Raw genomic sequence first — 17,654 nt, 5'->3', positions numbered from 1 at the left:
CGGGCCTCGGCCGCGGCCGCCGTCCGATGCGGACGGGGCCGGGACGTGGTGCGGTGGAGCAGGCGATGCCGATGCCGGAATCGGAACGGCGTCCGGCACCGTCCGAGCCGTGCCTCTCCCGCCGTCCACGCGTGCTGGAGGCAGGGAGCGGCGGGAGAAGTGCGCGGGTGGGCCGGCTCAGGCGGCGCGGCCGTTCAACGCGGTGCTGTCGATACGGTGCTCGCCCGCGCCCACGGTGACCGGCCGGCAGCCGGGCAGTTCAACGCGGCCTCGGCAGCCGTCGGGGACGGTGACCAGGGCGCTGATGCCGCCCGCGGTCCGCTCCCACGCGATGGCGGCCGTACCGTACGGCGTTTCGTGGCGGGCCCTGGCCCAGGTGATCCCCGCGCCGGGCCGGGGCCGGAAGGCGAGGGTCCGGTAGCCGGGCCGGGTGTGTTCGAGTCCGGCGACGGTGCGGTGCAGCCAGTCGGCCACGGCTCCCAGGGCGTAGTGGTTGAACGAGGTCATGCCGCCGGGGTTGAGCGTGCCGTCGGGGCGCAGGCTGTCCCACCGCTCCCAGATGGTCGTGGCCCCCATGGACACGCTGTAGAGCCAGGAGGGGCATTCGGTCTGCGTCAACAGCCGGTAGGCCACGTCCAGGTGGCCGGAGTCGGTCAGGGCGTCGCAGATCAGTGGGGTGCCCACGAATCCGGTGGCGATACGGGCGTCGTCCTCCAGCACCAGGTCGGCCAGCCGGTCGCCGGCGAACGTGCGCTGTGTGTCGCTCTCGAACAGGTTGAACATGAGGGCGACGGAGTAGGCGGTGGGGCTGTCGCTGGTCATGCGGCCCGAGGTCTCGACGTATCTGCCCCGGAACGCGGCGGCGACCTCGTCGGCGAGGCGGCCGTAGGTAGCGGCGGCCTCGTCGTGGCCCAGCTCCTTCGCGGAATAGGACAGGTGGCGGGCGGAGTGGGCGAAGTAGGCGGTCGCGACCAGATAGCGGTCGGTGCGCGAGGCGCCGGGGTCGTCCGGCGGAGCGATGGGATCGAGCCAGTCCCCCAGTTGGTCGCCGGTCTCCCAGATGCGGTCTTCGCCGGCCAGTCGTTCGAGCAGGTCCACCCAGGCGCGTCCCATCGGGTAGTGACGGCGCAGCAGTTCCAGGTCCCCGAAGCGCTGGTAGAGAACCCAGGGCGTGAGGGTGGCGACATCGCCCCAGGCCGCGCCGGGCTGGATCGGGGTCCAGGTGGGGCCGCCGGGAATGACCGGGACGTACCAGGGGACGGTGCCGTCGGGCAGTTGCTCGGCGGCGACGTCGGCGAGCCAGGAGTCGAGCATGCCCGCGCAGTCGTAGAGGAAGCTGGCGGTGGGGGCGAAGACCTGGAGGTCACCGGTCCAGCCGAGGCGTTCGTCGCGCTGGGGGCAGTCGGTGGGCAGGTCGACGAAGTTGCCGCGCATGCTCCACACGACGTTCTCGTGAAGCCGGTTGATCATGTCGTTGCTGCACTCGAACCAACCGGTGCGCAGCATGTCGGTGTGGTAGACGCGGGCCGTGACGTGCTCGGTGGTCAACTCTCCGTGCCATCCGCTGACTTCGGCGTAGCGGAAGCCGTGCAGGGTGAAGCGCGGCTCCCAGGTGAGGGGGCCGTTCCCGGCCAGAGTCAGCACATCGGTCGAGGCGGCCCCGCGCAGGGGGCGCGTGGCGAGTTCGCCGTCCTGCAGAACCTCGGCATGGCGCAGGGTGACGGTGGTGCCCCGGGGTCCGTCAGCGGTGACGGCCAGACGACCGACCAGGTTCTGCCCGAAGTCGAGGAGGTATCGGCCGTCTCCGGACGGGGTGACGGAGACCGGTGATATCTCCTGCGTGCAGCGCACCGGGGACGCCGTGGGGGCGATGAGGGTGTGGAGGTCACGCTCGCGCACCGCCACCGGGGTCCAGCCCGCGTCGTCGTGTTGCGGGGTGGACCAGGCCGGGTCGTGGAGGCGGGCGTCGAAGGTCTCGCCCTCGTACAGGCCGGCGGCGAGGACCGGGCCGAAGCCCGCCTGCCAGTTCTGATCGGTGGCGATGACGGTGGTGGTGCCGTCGGTGTGGGTGACCTCGATCTGGGCGATCAGGGACTGGTCGGTGCCGTAGATGTTGCGGGTGCCGCCGTCGAAGCCGATGCGTCCGCGGTACCAGCCGTCGGCGAGGTGGGCGCCGACGGTGTTGGCTCCGTCGGTGAGGTGGGCGGTGACGTCGTACGTGTAGTAGCGCAGCCGCCGGCCGTAGACGGTCCAGCCCGGTGAGAGGGTGTCGTTCCCGACGCGGACGCCGTTGATCTCGGCTTCGTACAGTCCGTGCGCGGTGATGTAGAGGCGGGCGTGGGCGATGGGCTTGGTCAGCTCGAAGTCACGGCGCACGCGAGCCGGGCGGCGGTCGCCTTCGGGGTCTTCGTTCCAGCCGGCGCCGACCGGCTCGGCCTGCCAGTCGGTGGCATCCAGCAGACCGGCTTCGACGGTCGCCGGACGGGACCAGGCGGAGGGTTCGTCGTCGGCCGCCCAGGTGCGGACGCGGACGGTGACGCGTTCCCGTGAGGTGAGCGGGCGATCGGGCCAGGACACCAGGTTCTGGTCACCGCTCTCGATGCGGCCGGTTCGGTGGACGGAGCCGTCGCGGTCGAGTTCGAGTTCGTAGGCGGTCTGGGTCTCGGTGCCGGTGGGGAGTTGCCAGGACAGCCGGGGTTCGGTCCGACCGATTCCGAGGGCGTCACGCAGGTGCTCGAACGTGACGGGGGCAGGCTGGTGCGACACAGCTGGGGGAACCTTCCGTGAGATGGGCGTGGGACAACCGGTTGGGGTGGTGGCGTTGGTTGTCAGCCCTTGACGGCGCCTGAGGTGAGGCCCTTCATCACCTTCTGGTTGAGGAAGAGGTAGATCACGAGGGTGCCGAAGACGTTGAGGCAGATGGCCGCGAAGAGGGGGCCGTACTGGGTGGCGCCGAAGTCGCCTGTGAAGTTGAGCAGGCCGACCTGGACGGTGCGCAGGTCCTGGCTGTTGGTGAAGGTCAGCGCGATGAGCAGGTCGTTCCAGATGAAGAAGAACTGGACCAGGCCGACGGTGAGGACGGCGTTGCGGACCATGGGGATGCTGATGGTCCAGAACGCGCGCAGGATGCCTGCGCCGTCGATGGTCGCGGCCTCGAACAGTTCCCGGGGCACGGACTTGTAGTAGGTGGCCATCATGAAGACGGTCAGCGGAAGGCCGGTGCCGGTGTAGGTGAGGATCAGCGGCCACAGGCTGCCGGACAGGCCGGTCCGGAAGTAGATGGTGAACAGCGGCAGCAGGATCATCTGAGCGGGCACCATCATGCCGGCGAGGAAGATCAGCAGGATCAGGCTGCGTCCCTTCCAGACCATGATCTGCAAGGCGAATCCGGCGGCGGTGCCCAGCAGGAGCATGAGTGCGAGTGCGGGCAGTACGGCCAAGAGGCTGTTCTGGATGTACAGGCCGATGTGGCCGGTGGACCACGCCTCGCTGTAGTTGCCCCATTCCCAGTGGGTGGGCAGGCTCCAGGTGGAGTTGTTGAGGTAGTCGCTGTTGGACTTCAGCGACGTGAGGAGCATCCAGATCAGCGGGTAGATCTCGACGACCAGCAGGAGGGCGACGACCGCCTTGACCCACAGGCGTCCGCCGCGGCGGCGGCGCCCCTCGGAGCGGGTGGTACGCAGCCGGGAGGCGCGGCCGCCGCTGCCCGTGGCCGCCCGGGTCCGGTGTGCCGTGTCGAGGGCCATGGGTTCAGTCCTTCGTGAGGTCGCGTCGCGAGACGCGGAAGACGACCAGGGTCACCAGCAGGCACACGGTGGTGAGCAGCAGGGCGATGGTGCTGCCGTAGCCGTAGTCGCCGTACGTGAACGACGTCTGGAACATGTAGAGGGTCAGCGGCGACGTGCTGTTGCCGGGGCCGCCGTTGGTCAGCGCCACGATGGAGTCGAAGGCCTTCAGCGTGCCGTTGATGCTGAAGATCAGCGACGACAGGAGGACCGGGAACGACATCGGCAGCACGATGTGGCGGATCAGGCGCAGGCCCCGGGCGCCGTCGAGCCGGGCCGATTCGAGGACTTCCTCGGGGATGTCGACGAGGCCGGCGAACAGCAGGACGGCGTAGAAGCCCATGGACCGCCAGATGTCCATGATGATGAGGACCCAGAAGGCGTGGCCGGAGCTGCCGAACCAGTCGATGGATTCGATTCCCACGGCGTTGAGCAGGGAGTTGACCGGGCCGTTCTGCGGGGCCACCTGGAAGAAGTTCTTGAACAGGAGGCCGACGGCCACCGTGGGGAGCACCACGGGGAAGAACACGAGGGTGCGAACCAATGCCGAGGCCCGCTTGAGGAAGAACACGTACAGCAGGGCGAGCAGATAGCCGGCGACGACCTGGCCTACGGTGACGGTGACCGCGTACTCGGCGGTGAACCGGAGGGCGTGGCGGACGTCCGGGTCGGTGAACAGGCGGTGGAAGTTGTCCAGGCCGTTGCCGGTGAACCCGTCGATCGGGCTGCCCTTGGTGAAGCTGTATCCCAGTGACCACACCATCGGGATGAGCATGATCAGGGAGTAGACGAGGAGGGCTGGTCCGATCAGGATCAGGACGGCCCTGCGGTCACCGAGTACACGGTGCATGGGTGAGAAGTCCACTTCGTTCGGGGGACGTTGCGGCGGGAGGCACAGGACGTCCCCGGGGCGAGGGGCTGAGGCGTCGGTACGCGCGCCTCAGTTGCTGGACAGCGCGTCCTGCACGGTCCGCATGAACTGCTCGGCGCTCATGGTTCCGTTGACGAGGCCCGCCGCGTTGGTCTGACTGACCGTGGTGGCCTTCGTGCTGAACAGGGCTTCGAACCACAGGACGTTCTGCTTCGACTCGCCGATCGTCTCGCGTACCTTGCTGGTGACCTCGTTGGGGTCCTTGACGGGGGTGCTGGTCTTGAAGCCGGAGATCGAGCCCTGGTCCTTCAGGGCGGTGCTGCCGTAGTTCTTGGCGATGCAGGTCACCCAGCCGCCGACCTTGGAGTCGAACGTCTTCTTGCCGAGCGTCATGGCCAGGCCGACGTTGGACGGGTACTGGTCGGCGGAACCCTTGCCGCCGGAGACCGCGGGGAAGGGCATGAAGCCGATGTTCTCGGCGCCGACCGTGTTCTGCTTCGGGTCGGCGATGTCGGTCAGCGCCCAGCTGCCCATGTAGAACATGGCTGCCTTGCCGGTGAGGAACTGGTTGAAGGCGGTGTCGTAGTCGATCGAGCCGACGCCCTTGCCGAAGTATCCCTTCTTGCCGAGATCGGCGATCTCCTGGGCGGCCTTCACGTACTCGGGGTCGGTGAGCCGGGCCTTGCCGTCCTTGACGTCCCTGAGCGCGTCGGGGCCCAGGCTTCGGTAGAGGTAGCCGCTGATGAGGCGGGTCAGCGGCCAGCCCTGCTGCCCCGATGCGGAGAACGGCTGGATGCCCTTGGCGTCGAGCGCGGCCGAGACCTTGGTGAGTTCGTCCCAGGTGCCTGGTTCGTTCAGTCCGTTCTCGCTGAAGATCTTCTTGTTGTAGAAAATGCCCTCGATGTTGTACTCGTACGGCAGGACCTCGACCTTGCCGTCGTACAGGGCCTTGATGGTGGAGAGGGCGGCGGGCTGGATCCGGTCGAGGACGCCCAGTTTCTTCAGCTCCGTCTCGATGTCGGCGATCTTGCCGGAGGTGTAGAGCTGATCGGTCAGGGCCGGGGCGTTGCCGGCGGCGAACTGGACCGGGAGCGCGCCCTGGCCGGCCAGCAGTTGGAGCTTCTGGTCCAGGCTGGTCTGGGGAACGGTCTCCACCTTCAGTGGCAACGCCTTTTCGGCATCGGCGCACTGCCCCTTGGACAGGGTCGTCAGCGCCGTCTTGACCGTCGTGTTCTCGGTGTTGGTCAGGTAGCTGAATTCCTTGGGAGCGGAGGACGAGCCCCCGCCCGTTCCACCGCAGGCGGTGGCGAGGACGGTGAGGGCGGCGGCGCTCGCGGTCAGACCGGCGATGCGGGCCCTTCTGGCGGAGGTGGAGTCGGTGTTCACAGCATGCTCCCAGTCATCGTTGGAGCGGAGGACGCACGGTGAAGGGCCTGGGGAAGAAGCCCAGGAAGCCCACATTTTGTGTAACGTTCTCCACGGCGAAGTGCGCACCACAGTGCACTCAGTCCGAACGGACGTCAAGACATTCGGCCGTAACATCCTGGAAAGGCCGCGCACATCTGGCGGACCAGAGGCATCATCGTGTAGACCGTTGCATAAACCATGAGCTGAGCACTGGGAGCGCCTGCAATGCCGGGGTCGGAACAGAAGAAGCGAGTCACCATCACGGATGTCGCCCAGCATGCGGGGGTGTCGACCGCGGCGGTCTCCAAGGTGCTGCGCAACGCCTACGGAGTGAGCGCGGCGATGCAGGAGAGGGTCCGCGCCTCGATGGAGGAGCTCAACTACCGCCCGCACGCGGCGGCACGCGGCATGCGCGGCCGGACCTACACGATCGGTGTCCTGCTGGACAACATCCGCAACAGCTTCTTCGCCGACATCCTCGATGGCATCCAGGGGCAGCTCGACAACAGCGAGTACACCGTGATGATCGGTGCTGCCGGGTTCGGCGCGGACGCCCAGGGCAAGACCATCCGGTCCATGGTCGACCGCCAGATGGACGGACTGATCCTCATCGCCCCCGGCACCAGACGCAGCGAGGTCCTGCACACGGCCCGGTCCACCCCCACCGTCGTGATCGGACACCACGACGCGTCCGACAGCCACGACTCGGTCGCCGACGCCGACGCCGCGGGCGCCGGCCTCGTCGTCGACCACCTCGCCGGACTGGGCCACCGCAACATCGCCCTGGTCTCCTCCCCCGGCACCCGCGCCAGCCAGTGGCACAACACCCCTGAAATCGAGCTGACCAGCGGGTACATGGCGGCGATGGAGAGGCACGGCCTCGCCGCGCATGCGCGCGTCTGCAAGGCCGCGTACTCCGACGAAGGCGGCTACAAAGCCGGCATCAGCCTGCTGGCCGGTGAGAACCGGCCCACCGCGATCATGACCGGGGCGGATGTCGCCGCCCTGGGAGTGTGGCGGGCCGCGCACGAGCTGGGGCTGCGGATCCCGAAGGACGTATCCGTCGTCGGGTACAACAACACCGCCCTGGCCGAGCTGGCCACCGTCCAGCTGACCAGCGTGGACCAGGCGGGACAGGACATGGGGTCCACGGCGGCCCGCTTGCTGATCGAGCGCGTCGAAGGACATCGGGACCGCTCCGTCCAGACGACCATGACACCGCGCCTCGTGGTGCGCCGCAGTACCGCAGAGCCCAGGGCCTGACCTTGCGCGCGCCCACGACACACGGTGTCCGGCCGTGGACCCGCGCGTCGGGATTGACCGGACATGGCTCGGGAGGAAGGTGTCTCCGGCGGCACCGCCGCCACCCCGGGCGGCTGCGCCTTGTGGCCTTAGCCTTGATCCACCGATCTGATGGCTGTGGATGACTCTTCGAGAAATAAGGAAGTGCCTTGCGACCTGCGATGATGGGAGTTCTTGAGGCTTCCAGCACGCACGATGGGCAAGGCACTTCCGAGATGCAAGTTTCCCATACTCCAGCGGCGGTCTCCGCTGCGTTCGATGACCCGAATCTGGTCGCGCATGTCGATCGGGCGGCAGGTCAGGTCTACCTGGCACTGCTGGACCTGGCCCCCGCTCCGCTGAGTGCGATCGGAGCCGCGGCCTGTCTGGACGATGCGGAACTCGCCACGGCGTACGGAGCGCTGGTCGACGCCGGTCTGGCCAGTGCCGCCGAGCAGGGCGGGGACGTGGTGGCCCCGGTTCCGCCCACTGCAGGCCTGAAGATCCTCGCCCGGCACCGGGCGGCCGAGGTCGAGGAGTCGCGCATCACCGTAGGGGGCGCGTTCGAGTCGTTCCGGCGACAGCGGCTCGCCGCGTACAACGACCATCTCGTCGAGGTCGTCACCGGCGACGCCGTCGGCCCCAGGATTCGTCACGCCTGGGCGAGTGCCCGCGACCAGATCCGGCAGTTCGAGTCGCCGCCGTACTTCCCCCTGTCCGGGGCCACGGACGACGCGCTGGCCACGCTCGCGCGTGGTGTGACGCAGCGTGTCGTGTACTCGCGGGAGTCGCTGGAGCATCCGGGCCACCTGAAGGAGGTCATCGAACCGTGCATCAAGGCCGGCGAACAGGCCAGGGTGCTGCCGTCGGTGCCGGTCAAACTCGTGATCATCGACGAGGCGTACGCGCTCGTGTCGCTGTCGATCAAGGAGGCCGACGTGCACAACACCATGCTCGTGGTGCAGCCGTGCGGTCTGCTCTCCGCGCTCGTCGCGCTGTTCGAGCAGTCCTGGCAGAACGCCCTGCCGTTCCACGGCCGCACCACCCGGCCCGGCGGCCTGCCCCCGCCGACCGTCATCTGCTCTGGCTCCTTGCGGGCGGCGCGAGCGACGACGTCATCGCCCGCGAGTTGGGAATCAGTCGCGAGTTGGGAATCAGTCGCCGCACGCTGTTCCGCCGCGTGCAGATCCTGATGGCCCAGCTCGGTGCCGTGAACCGCTTCCAGATGGCCCTGCAGGCACAGCGCTGCGGATGGCTGTGACCAGCACGCCGACGGGGCGCGTCACCAGGCCGCACGCAGAACGGCGGCACCGCCGTCGACGCGGCCTCCACACTCCCGGCTACTGGGTGAGGATCCCCTGGATCCTGTCGTCGACGACCATCGTGTCCTGCGGGTCGTAGTTGCTGAGCTTCACCGCGACCCAGTCCGTCGACGGGTACCACTCCACGTTCGTGGAAATACCGTCGGAGCCCCCGTTGTGCCCGACAGCCCACTTGCCGTTGCGCAGGGTCACTCCCGGTCCGTAGGCCTCGAACAGGGTCTTCGCCGGCAGCCCAGGCTTCGCCGGGAGGCTCGCCGCCGGCATTTTCGCGCCCACGACCAGGTCGATGTGGGCGGGGTCCAGCAGCGTGCCGTCGAGCAGCGCCCTGGTGAAGCGGACCAGGTCCGGGGCGGTGGAGAAGGCGTTGCCGTCGGGCAGCCCGGTGAACAGCTGCTCCTGGTCCACGCCATCGATGCGCTGCCCCGAGGGCTGCTTCCTGTACGGGTGGGCGATGCGCCGGTCGGACCGCCACTGCGCCTTGGTGCAGAAGTCGGAGTCGCCCATGCCGGCCGGTCCGAAGACGTGCTGCCGGATGTAGTCGTAGTACGACTGTCCGGAGACCTGCGCGACGATCGCGCCGAGGACGGTGTAACCGGAGTTGCTGTACTGGTGGCCGGCGCCGGACTGGAAGCTCAGCGGGGCCTTCCGGATGAAGTCCAGCGTCCCGGCCATCACCTGCTCGGCGGTGGTCCATCCGGCCGCCGCGGTGAAGTAGCCGTCGATGCCGTGGTAGTCACCCATGCCGGAGGTGTGGGTCAGCAGGTGGTGGACGGTGACGGTGTCACCGACAGTGGAGGGGAAGCCGTCCACGTACGTGCCCAGTGTCTTCTCGAACGCCACCTTGCCCTGCTGGACGAGCTGCGCGACCGCCACAGCGGTGAACAGCTTGGTGACCGAGGCGAGGCAATATATGGTGTCGGCGGTGTTCGGGACGGACTTCGCCTTGTCCGCCATGCCGTAGGAGCGGGCCAGCACCGTCCGCTTGCCGCGGACCACCAGCACCGTGCCGGAGAACGTGTCCTCCGCCGCCAACTGTGCCAGGAACTGCTCGAACTCCCCGCCCGGCCGCAATTCCACCGGCACCGACGAGCCGGAGCCCGCCGCGGGCCGGGGGACAGCGTCGGCGGTGGTGCCGAACATCGCCCACGCGCCGCCGACGGCCACCGGAGCGCCCAGCAGCCCGAGCAGCGAACGTCGGCCCAGCGGCCGTCGGCCGGTCAGGGACTCCACTGATTCGTGTTGTGTCATGCGACCACCGTGCGGCCGGTCCGCCGCTACCCGCGTCTGTCTCGGGACGGACGGCGTGGCACTCGCGTATGTCCTGAGACAGACGCGACGGCACAAGTGGTGTACCTAGACTCGACGCTCATGACTATGCAGCCACTGCTTGCCCTGCGCTCCTGGGCACACCAACCCGTGGTACAGGACGGGGCGTTGGCGGCCGGGCTGCTCGCGGTGTGCCTGCCGGTGAACAACCCTGCCGCGATGCTGCGGGCAGTGGCCGCCGCCCCGTCCGGCGGCGCGTGGGGCGGGGCTGTGGTCTGGGGGTGGTGGACCGCGACGGCGTTCGCCCTGGTCGGTGTCGCGCTGCGGCGGCGCCGGCCGCTGCCGATGCTCGGGGTCTGCGTGCTGGCCACGGCGGGACACCTGGCGATCGTGGTGCCCACGGTCGTGGACCTGGCCGTCGTGGTGCTGCTCGCCACGGTCGCGGCCCACTGCCCGCGCCCCGTGTCGCGGGCGGCGCTGGCCGGGCTGCTGCTACTGGTCGTCGGCTGGTGTCTCTCCGACGCGCAGCGGGGCCGTCCGGTGAACGGGGTGCCGTCGTTCAGGTTCGAAGTGGTCCACCTCACCGGCCCTCCGCACGGACACGTCGACACCACCGTCGCCGGCCGGGCGGAGAGCTCGAACACCTGGAGCGCTGTGGCCCTGCTCGGCTCGGTGCTGCTCGCCGCCTGGGCGGTCGGTTCCGGCACCCGGAGCCGACGGGAGTACCTGCATCAGTTGCACGCGCGCGCCGCGGACCTGGAGCGGGAGCGGGACCAGCAGGCGGCCCTGGCGGTGGCCGCGGAGCGGGGGCGGATCAGCCGCGAGATGCACGACGTGGTGGCGCACGGCCTGTCCCTGATCGTGATCCAGGCACAGGGCGCCGATGCCGCGCTGGACAACCGGCCCGCCGACACCCGGAGCGCGTTGCACACGATCGTGAAGACCGGCCGCGACTCGCTCGCGGACATGCGCCGGGTGCTTGCCGCACTGGGCGAGGTGGAGGACACCTGGCATCCGCAGCCGGGACTTGCCCAGCTACCCGGCCTTCTCGCCCGGGTACGCCAGACGGGCACGACGGTGCGGCTGCGCGTGGACGGGACGCCGAGTACGCTGCCCTCAGCCGTGGACCTGTCGTCCTACCGCATCGTGCAGGAGGCGCTGACCAACGTCATGAAGCACGCCGGCGCCGGAGCGAGCGCCGATGTCGTGATCCGCTATTCGGACGCCGAGGTCTGTATCGAGGTCGGCGACGACGGGCACAGCCCGAACGGGAACGATGGCGGCGGCAACGGCCTGCGGGGCATGGACAGTCGGGTGAAACTGCTCGGAGGCCGGCTCAGTGCCGGACCACGGTCCGACGGCGGTTTCGTGGTGCGGGCGCACCTGCCCGTCGAGGGGCGGGAAGCGTGATCCGGGTACTCATTGCCGACGACCAGGCTCTGGTGCGCACCGGTTTCCGGATGATCCTGGAGAACGCGCCGGACATGGAGGTGGTGGGCGAAGCCGGCGACGGCGCGCAGGCGGCGGCGCTGACGCTCGAACTCCAACCTGACATCGTGCTGATGGACGTGCGCATGCCGGAGATCGACGGCGTCGCGGCGACCCGTCGCATCTGCGCCGACGGCACCGGCCACACCAGGATCCTGATGCTGACCACGTTCGACCTCGACGAGTACGTCTACGCCTCGCTTCGGGCCGGCGCCGGCGGATTCCTGCTCAAGGACACCCTCGCCGCCGACCTGCTCTCAGCCATCCGCGTGGTCGTGCGCGGCGAAGCGGTGGTCGCGCCGAGCGTGACCCGCCGCCTGCTGGAGCGGTTCGTGGGCACCGCTGCGGCGCCGCTCGCGCCGGCGGTCGGCGTCGACGCTCTGACCGACCGGGAGCGCGAGGTGCTGGCGCTGGTCGCCCGCGGCCTGTCCAACACCGAGATCGCGGCAGCCATCTACGTGGGCGAAGGCACCGTCAAGACGCACGTCAGCCGCATGCTGGCGAAGTTGAACCTGCGTGACCGGGTGCAGGCCGTGGTCTACGCCTACGAATCCGGCCTGGTGCATGCCGGCAGCCGGTTCGACGGCGGGCGGACTGACGACCCGTCATGAAAGGAGCGCTGCCGGGCCGGGCAGCGGCGGGGCCAGGAACGAGCGGTACGCGGGTGGCAGGGGCAGCCCTGTCTCCCGTTCGAGCGCGGCGCACTCGCCTGGGTCGAACAGCCTGAACGGACCGCCCACCAGGCGACGCCGATCCCAAGACGGGAGCTCCTCGGGCACGGACGGATTGCCGGACCCCGCGACGACAGCCCCGAGGGCCACTCACCTACTCACCCCTCACCCCTCACCGACGGCCGTCCTTGCCAACACCGTGTCCTATGCATCGAACCCTGGGCTCATGCCATCGAGGTTTGAATGGCGTGAGTCACGTGGTCGTCCGTCCCTGCTCTTAGCCTTGATCCACCGATCTGATGGCTGTGGATGACTCTTCGAGAAATAAGGAAGTGCCTTGCGACCTGCGATGATGGGAGTTCTTGAGGCTTCCAGCACGCACGATGGGCAAGGCACTTCCGAGATGCAAGTTTCCCATACTCCAGCGGCGGTCTCCGCTGCGTTCGATGACCCGAATCTGGTCGCGCATGCCGGGCTGGTTCCGGTGATGCGGCTGGCCGAACGGTGCGGGCTGTCGGGCCTGGTGGCGCAGAAGGTGAAGCTGAGCGGGATGACGAACGGCGCGGGTGCGTCGGCGGACGTCAAGGCCAGCAGCATCGTGGCCGGCATGGCGGCGGGCGCGGACAGTATCGACGACCTCCATATCCTGCGGCACGGCGCGATGCCGACCCTGTTCCAGGGGGTCCGTGCGCCTTCCACGCCGGGCACATTCCTCCGTTCGTTCACCCACGGTCACGCACTCCAACTCCACGCTGTCCACCGCAGGTTCCTCGACCAACTGACCGCGCACACCCCGCTGCTGCCCGGCGCCGGCGACAAGGCGTTCATTGATGTCGACTCCACCCACAAGCGGGTCTACGGCCGGACCAAGCAGGGCGCCGAGTACGGCCGGTTCAAGGGCATCCGCACCCTGCACCTACCGCACAACTGGCCCTGGCAGCACACCTGGACACACCTGTTCTCCACCGCCCACGGACCGGCCGGCTGATACGAACAGTCCCTGCCCACCTCGCCCGCAAGGGCCCGACCGGAACCGAACCTGTGGAAAAGCTGGGCAAACCAGCGGACACAACCTGCCCTCACCTGGCCAACCGACCCGAAGTCGATCAAAACACCATTCTCAAACCACCTCGGTGAATCAAGGCTTAGCGGTCGACGGAATCGGGGACGAGCCCGTCGGCGACCAGGCCCGCACGTACCGCCTGGCCCAGGGCGTGCACAGCGGACTGGGGGCGAACCATCACCGTGAACTCCTTGACCCGGCCCGCCCCGTCGAACTGGAGCAGATCGATGCCGTGGATCTGCTTGCCGTTCACGGTGGCCCGGAAGAGCAGGATCGCCGACGGAGCTTCTTCGCCGTCGGTGCTGGTCTCGGCCGTGCCCTCGAAGTGTCCGGTGTAGCGGAAGTCCTCGAAGGTGCGCAGCAGGACGCCGAAGAGTCCCAGCACCATGGGCTTGCCCTCGAAGGGCGTGAACTTCACAGGGCTGTAGAGGCGAATGTCCTCGGTGAACAGGTCGTCCAGTGCGGCGAGTTCGCCCTTCTCCACGGCAGCGCGGAAGCGTTCAGCAGTCTCCATGACCTCTTCTCCTACTCAAGAATATGACTAGTCATTTTCTTGAGTAGGATGCAGTGGCGGACGAGGAAAGGGAAGGGGCTGCTTCGATGGCCTTGCGGCATGCGGTGCTGGCGGCGCTGCTGGACGGCGAGTACAGCGGATACCAGTTGGCGAAGGTGTTCGACGTCGGCGTCGCGAACTTCTGGCACGCCCTGCCACAGCAGTTGTACGCCGAGCTGACCAAACTGGAGAAGGAAGGGCTGGTCGCGGGTCGGCAGGTGGTCCAGACGACCCGGCCCAACAAGCGTCTGTTCCGGGTCACCGAAGCCGGTCGCGCCGAGCTGGAGGCATTCGCCGTAGCCGTATCGAAGCCCTCGTTCATCCGGGACGATCTGCTCGTCAAGGTCCAGGTCGCCGACCGCATCGGCACGGCGCCGGTGATCGAACAGCTCGAAGAGCGAGCGTCCGCGGCCGAGGCCAAGATCGAGCTTCTCGGCAAGCTGCTGCGGCAACTGCGCGGCGATACGGACGAGGAGGAGTTCCTCCGCCGGGGCGAGCGGATCGGGCCGTACCTGACCTGCCTGCGCGGCCTGGCCTTTGAGCAGGAGCACCGGGACTGGTGCCTGCGGATCGCAGCCGTCCTCAAGGAAAGGCAGTCGACTCATGCCGAACGGTGAATACCTGCGCTACGTCGCCCTGGGCGACAGCCAGACCGAAGGGCTCGGCGACGGGGACGACGCCGTGGGCCTACGCGGCTTCGCCGACCGGTTCGCCGACCATCTCGCGGCCGTCAGCCCGGGGCTTCGGTACGCCAACCTTGCCGTACGAGGCCGTGTCGCCGGCCAGGTCCGCACTGAACAGCTGGGGCCCGCCCTGGCCCTGCGGCCCGACCTGGCCACCGTCGTCGCCGGGGTCAACGACCTGCTCCGGCCCCGGTTCGACGCCGCGGAGGTGGCCGGGCACATGGAGGAGATGTTCAGCTCGCTCACGGCAGCCGGGGCCCACGTGGTGACGCTGACCTTCCCCGACGTAGGGAAGATCGTGCCCCTTGCCCGGCCGATCAGGTCCCGCGTGTTCGACCTCAATACCCGCATCTGCGCTGCGGCCGCCCGTCACGGGGTCGCGGTCGCCGAAATCGGCCGACAGGCCGTAGCCACCGATCCACGGCTGTGGAGTGCGGACCGACTCCACGCCAGCCCCCTCGGCCACGAGCGGATCGCCGCAGCCCTCGCACAAGCCATCCACCTGCCCGGAAGCGACGACGCCTGGACGCTCCCCCTGCCACCGCAGAGGGTTCCCACGGGCCGGCAGGCCGCAGGAGCCGAACTGCGCTGGGCGGCCGCGTTCCTCGGCCCCTGGCTCGGGCGCCGTGTGCGCGGTCAGTCCTCCGGCGACGGCCGCACCGCGAAACGCCCCCGGCTGCTGCCCCTGAGCGCCACGCCCGACTCCGCGGCGGACACCGGTCAACGGGAATCCTCGTAGGGACAGCGCGGATGCGCGTGCCCGGCTCGCACCACCCACCGATCCCGCTTGACCTGAAGCTTGATTGAGGTCTTAACGTCACAGCGTGTTGATCACCGCCTGATGACAGGAGAAGACCTCATGTTCCTCGTGACCGGAGCCACCGGAAATATCGGAAGCGCCCTCTTGCAAGAGCTCCAGGCGTTCGGCGCCGGACCGTTGAGGGGGCTCACCCGTGACATCACACGGGCAGCGTTCCCAAAAGGAGTCGAAGCCGTTACGGGTGACTTCGCTGACACAGCCTCGCTGAAGCCTGCGTTGGAGGGGGTCCGCTCACTGTTTCTTGTGTCACGCATGGGTTCGGACGTCGAGATCATCGAGGCGGCCCGGCGGGCAGGCGTGGAACACGTGGTGCTGGTCTCGTCGATTACCGTCCAGACCCATCCGCACCTGGGCCCCGCCGGCGAAAACCTGACTGTCGAGCAGCTGCTCAAGGACAGCGGCATGGCCTGGACGATCCTGCGGCCGACACAGTTCGCCTCGAATGCCCTGTGGTGGGCGGCAACGATCCGCGAGCACGAAACGGTCCGCGTGCCCTACGCGGACATCGGCCTCCCCACGATCCACCCCGCGGACATCGCCTCGGTGGCCCGGGTGGCACTGACCGAGTCCGGCCACCAGGGGCGGACATACGCGCTGACCGGCCCGGAGCGGATCACAGCCCGGCAGCAGGTCGGGGCCATCGCGTCAGCACTGGGGCGGGACGTGCCGTTCGCCGAGATCAGCCGGCAGGAAGCCCATCGTCGGATGGCCGTCTTCCTGGGCGGCGAAGCCGCGGACGCGGTGCTCGACCTGACGGGAGGCGACGTCAACAACGAGTTGCTCACGGTGCGCGACACCGCTTCCCGGATCACCGGTGCCCCGGCCAGGACGTTCCAGCAATGGGCCTCGGAGAATGCCACCGCCTTCCGTTGAGCCACCCGATCCTGAGCACGTTCGCGTGAGCACGCCGAGTTGGCTGACCGCCGTGTGCCGACCGCGTTGTGGCCCGGACCCCGGAACGTGCGGGAGGGTCCGGGCCACGGTGCCGTGCCGGGTCAGTGGGCGGCTCGTGCCGGTCGGCCGGTGCTCGGCGCGAGGCTCTGCGAGTTCTTGCGCAGCGAGGCGATGCCGATGAACACCATGGAGAACAGGCCGGTCAGCGCGAAGGCCGTGAAGCCCCGGTCACCGTGGCCCGAGGCGAGCAGTTGGCCGCCGAGCCAGGGGCCGAAGACGGCGCCGAAGCGGCCCATGCCGGAGGTCCAGCCCACGGCGGTGGCCCGGCTGTCGGCGTCCGAGCGGATCGAGACCGTCGCGTAGATCATGGTCTGCGCGCTGTTGAGGAAGACGCCGGCGAGGAAGACCACCGTGAAGGTCAGTGCAAGCGCCATGTGAATGCTGAGCAGATAGACGCTGACGGCGGTGAGCAGGAACCAGATCGCGGAGATGCGCGGGGCGCCGAAGCGGTCGGCGGCGCGGCCCGCGACCAGCATGCCGACGATGCCGCCGAGGTTGAAGACGATCACGAACTGGAGCGAGGAGCCGAGGTCGTAGCCCTCGGCGCGCATCAGGGTGGGGAGCCAGGTGGCGACGCCGTAGACCAGGAGCAGGCCGCCGAAGGACGCCAGCCAGTACAGCAGCGTCTGGCTCCACTGACGGGCGCGGAACAGGTCGGCCAGAGCGTCCCAGCGGCCGGCGCCGGCCGCGCCCCGCTCCTTCACGGCAGGCAGTTCGACGCCGTGCGCGGCGGCGAGCTGTCGCGCCTGGTCGGTGCGGCCCTTGGCGACGAGGAAGCTCAGCGACTCCGGCATGACCTTGACGACGACCGGCACGAACAGCAACGGGACGACGCACACCCAGAACGCGGATCGCCAGCCGAGCGGCTCCACGAGCCACTGCGCCACGTACGCGGACACGATGCCTCCCGTGTGATGGGCGGTCATCAGTGCGCCGACCATGAGGGCACCGCGGCCGCGCGGCGCGTAGTCCGAGACCATGGTGATCGCGGTCGGCAGCAGGCCGCCGAGGCCGAGGCCGGCGAGGGTGCGGCCGAGTCCGAAGACCGTGACGTCCGGGGCGACCGCGCACAGGCCCGAGGCCAGCGAGAAGACGGTGACGCAGACGGCCATCATCTTCTTGCGGCCGATGCGGTCGGAGACCGTGCCCGCGGTGAGCGCGCCGACCAGCATGCCGAAGGTGGCGTAGCTGCCGAGGTCACCGGCCTGGCCCGAGGTGAGGCCGAGGGCCTTCTCCTCAAGCATGTGCGGCAGAACGGAACCGTAGATGAACATGTCGAGGCCGTCGAAGAGGACGGCCAGCCAGCACAGGGCGAAGACCAGCCTGGCCATTCTGGCGCCGCGGCTCACGGTGGCTGGGGTGGCGGAGGAGGACATCGTTGTTCCTCTCGTCCGGGAGGGGTGTCCCAGGAGCGGTGGGAGAAGGAAGCGGCCGAAGAGGCGGCCGAGGGGGGTGTGACCGGCACGTTAGGAAGCCGGAACCCTTTCGTC

At 68.8% G+C, this 17,654-nt stretch carries 14 protein-coding genes and 1 pseudogene; 8 read left to right on the top strand and 7 right to left on the bottom strand.

Annotation, left to right across the window (positions count from 1 at the left end; all coding sequences use genetic code 11):
- Positions 1-177: 177 nt before the first annotated feature.
- From ACFVUT_RS18255 to ACFVUT_RS18240, 4 genes are all read right to left on the bottom strand, one after another.
- Positions 178-2,766 (bottom strand): family 78 glycoside hydrolase catalytic domain, encoded by a 2,589-nt coding sequence (locus ACFVUT_RS18255; protein WP_389649489.1) that lies wholly within the window; start codon positions 2,764-2,766, stop codon positions 178-180.
- Between the two features lie 62 nt (positions 2,767-2,828).
- Positions 2,829-3,746, bottom strand: a complete 918-nt coding sequence (locus ACFVUT_RS18250; RefSeq protein ID WP_389649492.1) for a carbohydrate ABC transporter permease — start codon at positions 3,744-3,746, stop codon at positions 2,829-2,831.
- 4 nt (positions 3,747-3,750) lie between these two features.
- Positions 3,751-4,635, bottom strand: coding sequence for a carbohydrate ABC transporter permease (locus ACFVUT_RS18245; protein WP_389649494.1), 885 nt, complete (start codon positions 4,633-4,635; stop codon positions 3,751-3,753).
- A 90-nt stretch (positions 4,636-4,725) separates the two neighbouring features.
- Entirely contained in the window at positions 4,726-6,042 is a 1,317-nt protein-coding gene (locus ACFVUT_RS18240) for an ABC transporter substrate-binding protein (RefSeq protein ID WP_389649497.1), read from the bottom strand.
- 246 nt (positions 6,043-6,288) lie between these two features.
- Between ACFVUT_RS18240 and ACFVUT_RS18235 the strand changes: the two genes are divergently transcribed.
- Together ACFVUT_RS18235 and ACFVUT_RS18230 are read left to right on the top strand one after the other, a co-directional pair.
- Entirely contained in the window at positions 6,289-7,326 is a 1,038-nt protein-coding gene (locus tag ACFVUT_RS18235; RefSeq protein ID WP_389649500.1) for a LacI family DNA-binding transcriptional regulator, read from the top strand.
- A 308-nt stretch (positions 7,327-7,634) separates the two neighbouring features.
- Positions 7,635-8,605 (top strand): annotated as a pseudogene (locus ACFVUT_RS18230) (LuxR family transcriptional regulator).
- Positions 8,606-8,684: 79 nt separating this feature from the next.
- On the opposite strand, the gene ACFVUT_RS18225 reads toward ACFVUT_RS18230, so the two are convergent.
- Positions 8,685-9,914 carry a serine hydrolase domain-containing protein gene (locus ACFVUT_RS18225; RefSeq protein WP_389649502.1) on the bottom strand — a complete coding sequence of 410 codons (1,230 nt, stop codon included), beginning with the start codon at positions 9,912-9,914 and terminating at the stop codon, positions 8,685-8,687.
- 120 nt (positions 9,915-10,034) lie between these two features.
- Here ACFVUT_RS18225 and ACFVUT_RS18220 point away from each other — a divergent pair, with 120 nt between their 5' ends.
- The 3 genes from ACFVUT_RS18220 (at position 10,035) to ACFVUT_RS18210 (ending at position 13,079) form a co-directional block, all read left to right on the top strand.
- On the top strand, positions 10,035-11,342 hold the full coding sequence (locus ACFVUT_RS18220; RefSeq protein WP_389649505.1) for a sensor histidine kinase: 1,308 nt from the start codon (positions 10,035-10,037) through the stop codon (positions 11,340-11,342).
- Positions 11,339-12,031 carry a response regulator gene (locus ACFVUT_RS18215; RefSeq protein WP_389649508.1) on the top strand — a complete coding sequence of 231 codons (693 nt, stop codon included), beginning with the start codon at positions 11,339-11,341 and terminating at the stop codon, positions 12,029-12,031. The genes ACFVUT_RS18220 and ACFVUT_RS18215 overlap by 4 nt, the downstream gene beginning before the upstream one ends.
- A gap of 463 nt (positions 12,032-12,494) precedes the next feature.
- Positions 12,495-13,079, top strand: coding sequence for a hypothetical protein (locus tag ACFVUT_RS18210; RefSeq protein WP_389649510.1), 585 nt, complete (start codon positions 12,495-12,497; stop codon positions 13,077-13,079).
- Between the two features lie 157 nt (positions 13,080-13,236).
- Here ACFVUT_RS18210 and ACFVUT_RS18205 read toward each other — a convergent pair whose 3' ends face one another.
- Positions 13,237-13,668, bottom strand: coding sequence for a nuclear transport factor 2 family protein (locus tag ACFVUT_RS18205; RefSeq protein WP_389649513.1), 432 nt, complete (start codon positions 13,666-13,668; stop codon positions 13,237-13,239).
- An 86-nt stretch (positions 13,669-13,754) separates the two neighbouring features.
- On the opposite strand from ACFVUT_RS18205, the gene ACFVUT_RS18200 reads away from it, so the two are divergent.
- The 3 genes from ACFVUT_RS18200 (at position 13,755) to ACFVUT_RS18190 (ending at position 16,083) form a co-directional block, all read left to right on the top strand.
- Entirely contained in the window at positions 13,755-14,324 is a 570-nt protein-coding gene (locus ACFVUT_RS18200) for a PadR family transcriptional regulator (protein ID WP_389649515.1), read from the top strand.
- On the top strand, positions 14,311-15,129 hold the full coding sequence (locus ACFVUT_RS18195) for an SGNH/GDSL hydrolase family protein (RefSeq protein ID WP_389649518.1): 819 nt from the start codon (positions 14,311-14,313) through the stop codon (positions 15,127-15,129). The genes ACFVUT_RS18200 and ACFVUT_RS18195 overlap by 14 nt, the downstream gene beginning before the upstream one ends.
- A gap of 120 nt (positions 15,130-15,249) precedes the next feature.
- On the top strand, positions 15,250-16,083 hold the full coding sequence (locus ACFVUT_RS18190; RefSeq protein WP_389649520.1) for an NAD(P)H-binding protein: 834 nt from the start codon (positions 15,250-15,252) through the stop codon (positions 16,081-16,083).
- Positions 16,084-16,205: 122 nt separating this feature from the next.
- On the opposite strand, the gene ACFVUT_RS18185 is transcribed toward ACFVUT_RS18190, so the two are convergent.
- Positions 16,206-17,540, bottom strand: coding sequence for an MFS transporter (locus ACFVUT_RS18185; protein ID WP_389649523.1), 1,335 nt, complete (start codon positions 17,538-17,540; stop codon positions 16,206-16,208).
- Positions 17,541-17,654: the final 114 nt, after the last annotated feature.

The sequence above is a fragment of the Streptomyces sp. NPDC058051 genome, assembly GCF_042885475.1.
Classification (GTDB): domain Bacteria; phylum Actinomycetota; class Actinomycetes; order Streptomycetales; family Streptomycetaceae; genus Streptomyces.
Note: the sequence above shows the minus strand (reverse complement) of the source record. Positions and strands in the feature narration are given on the sequence as shown.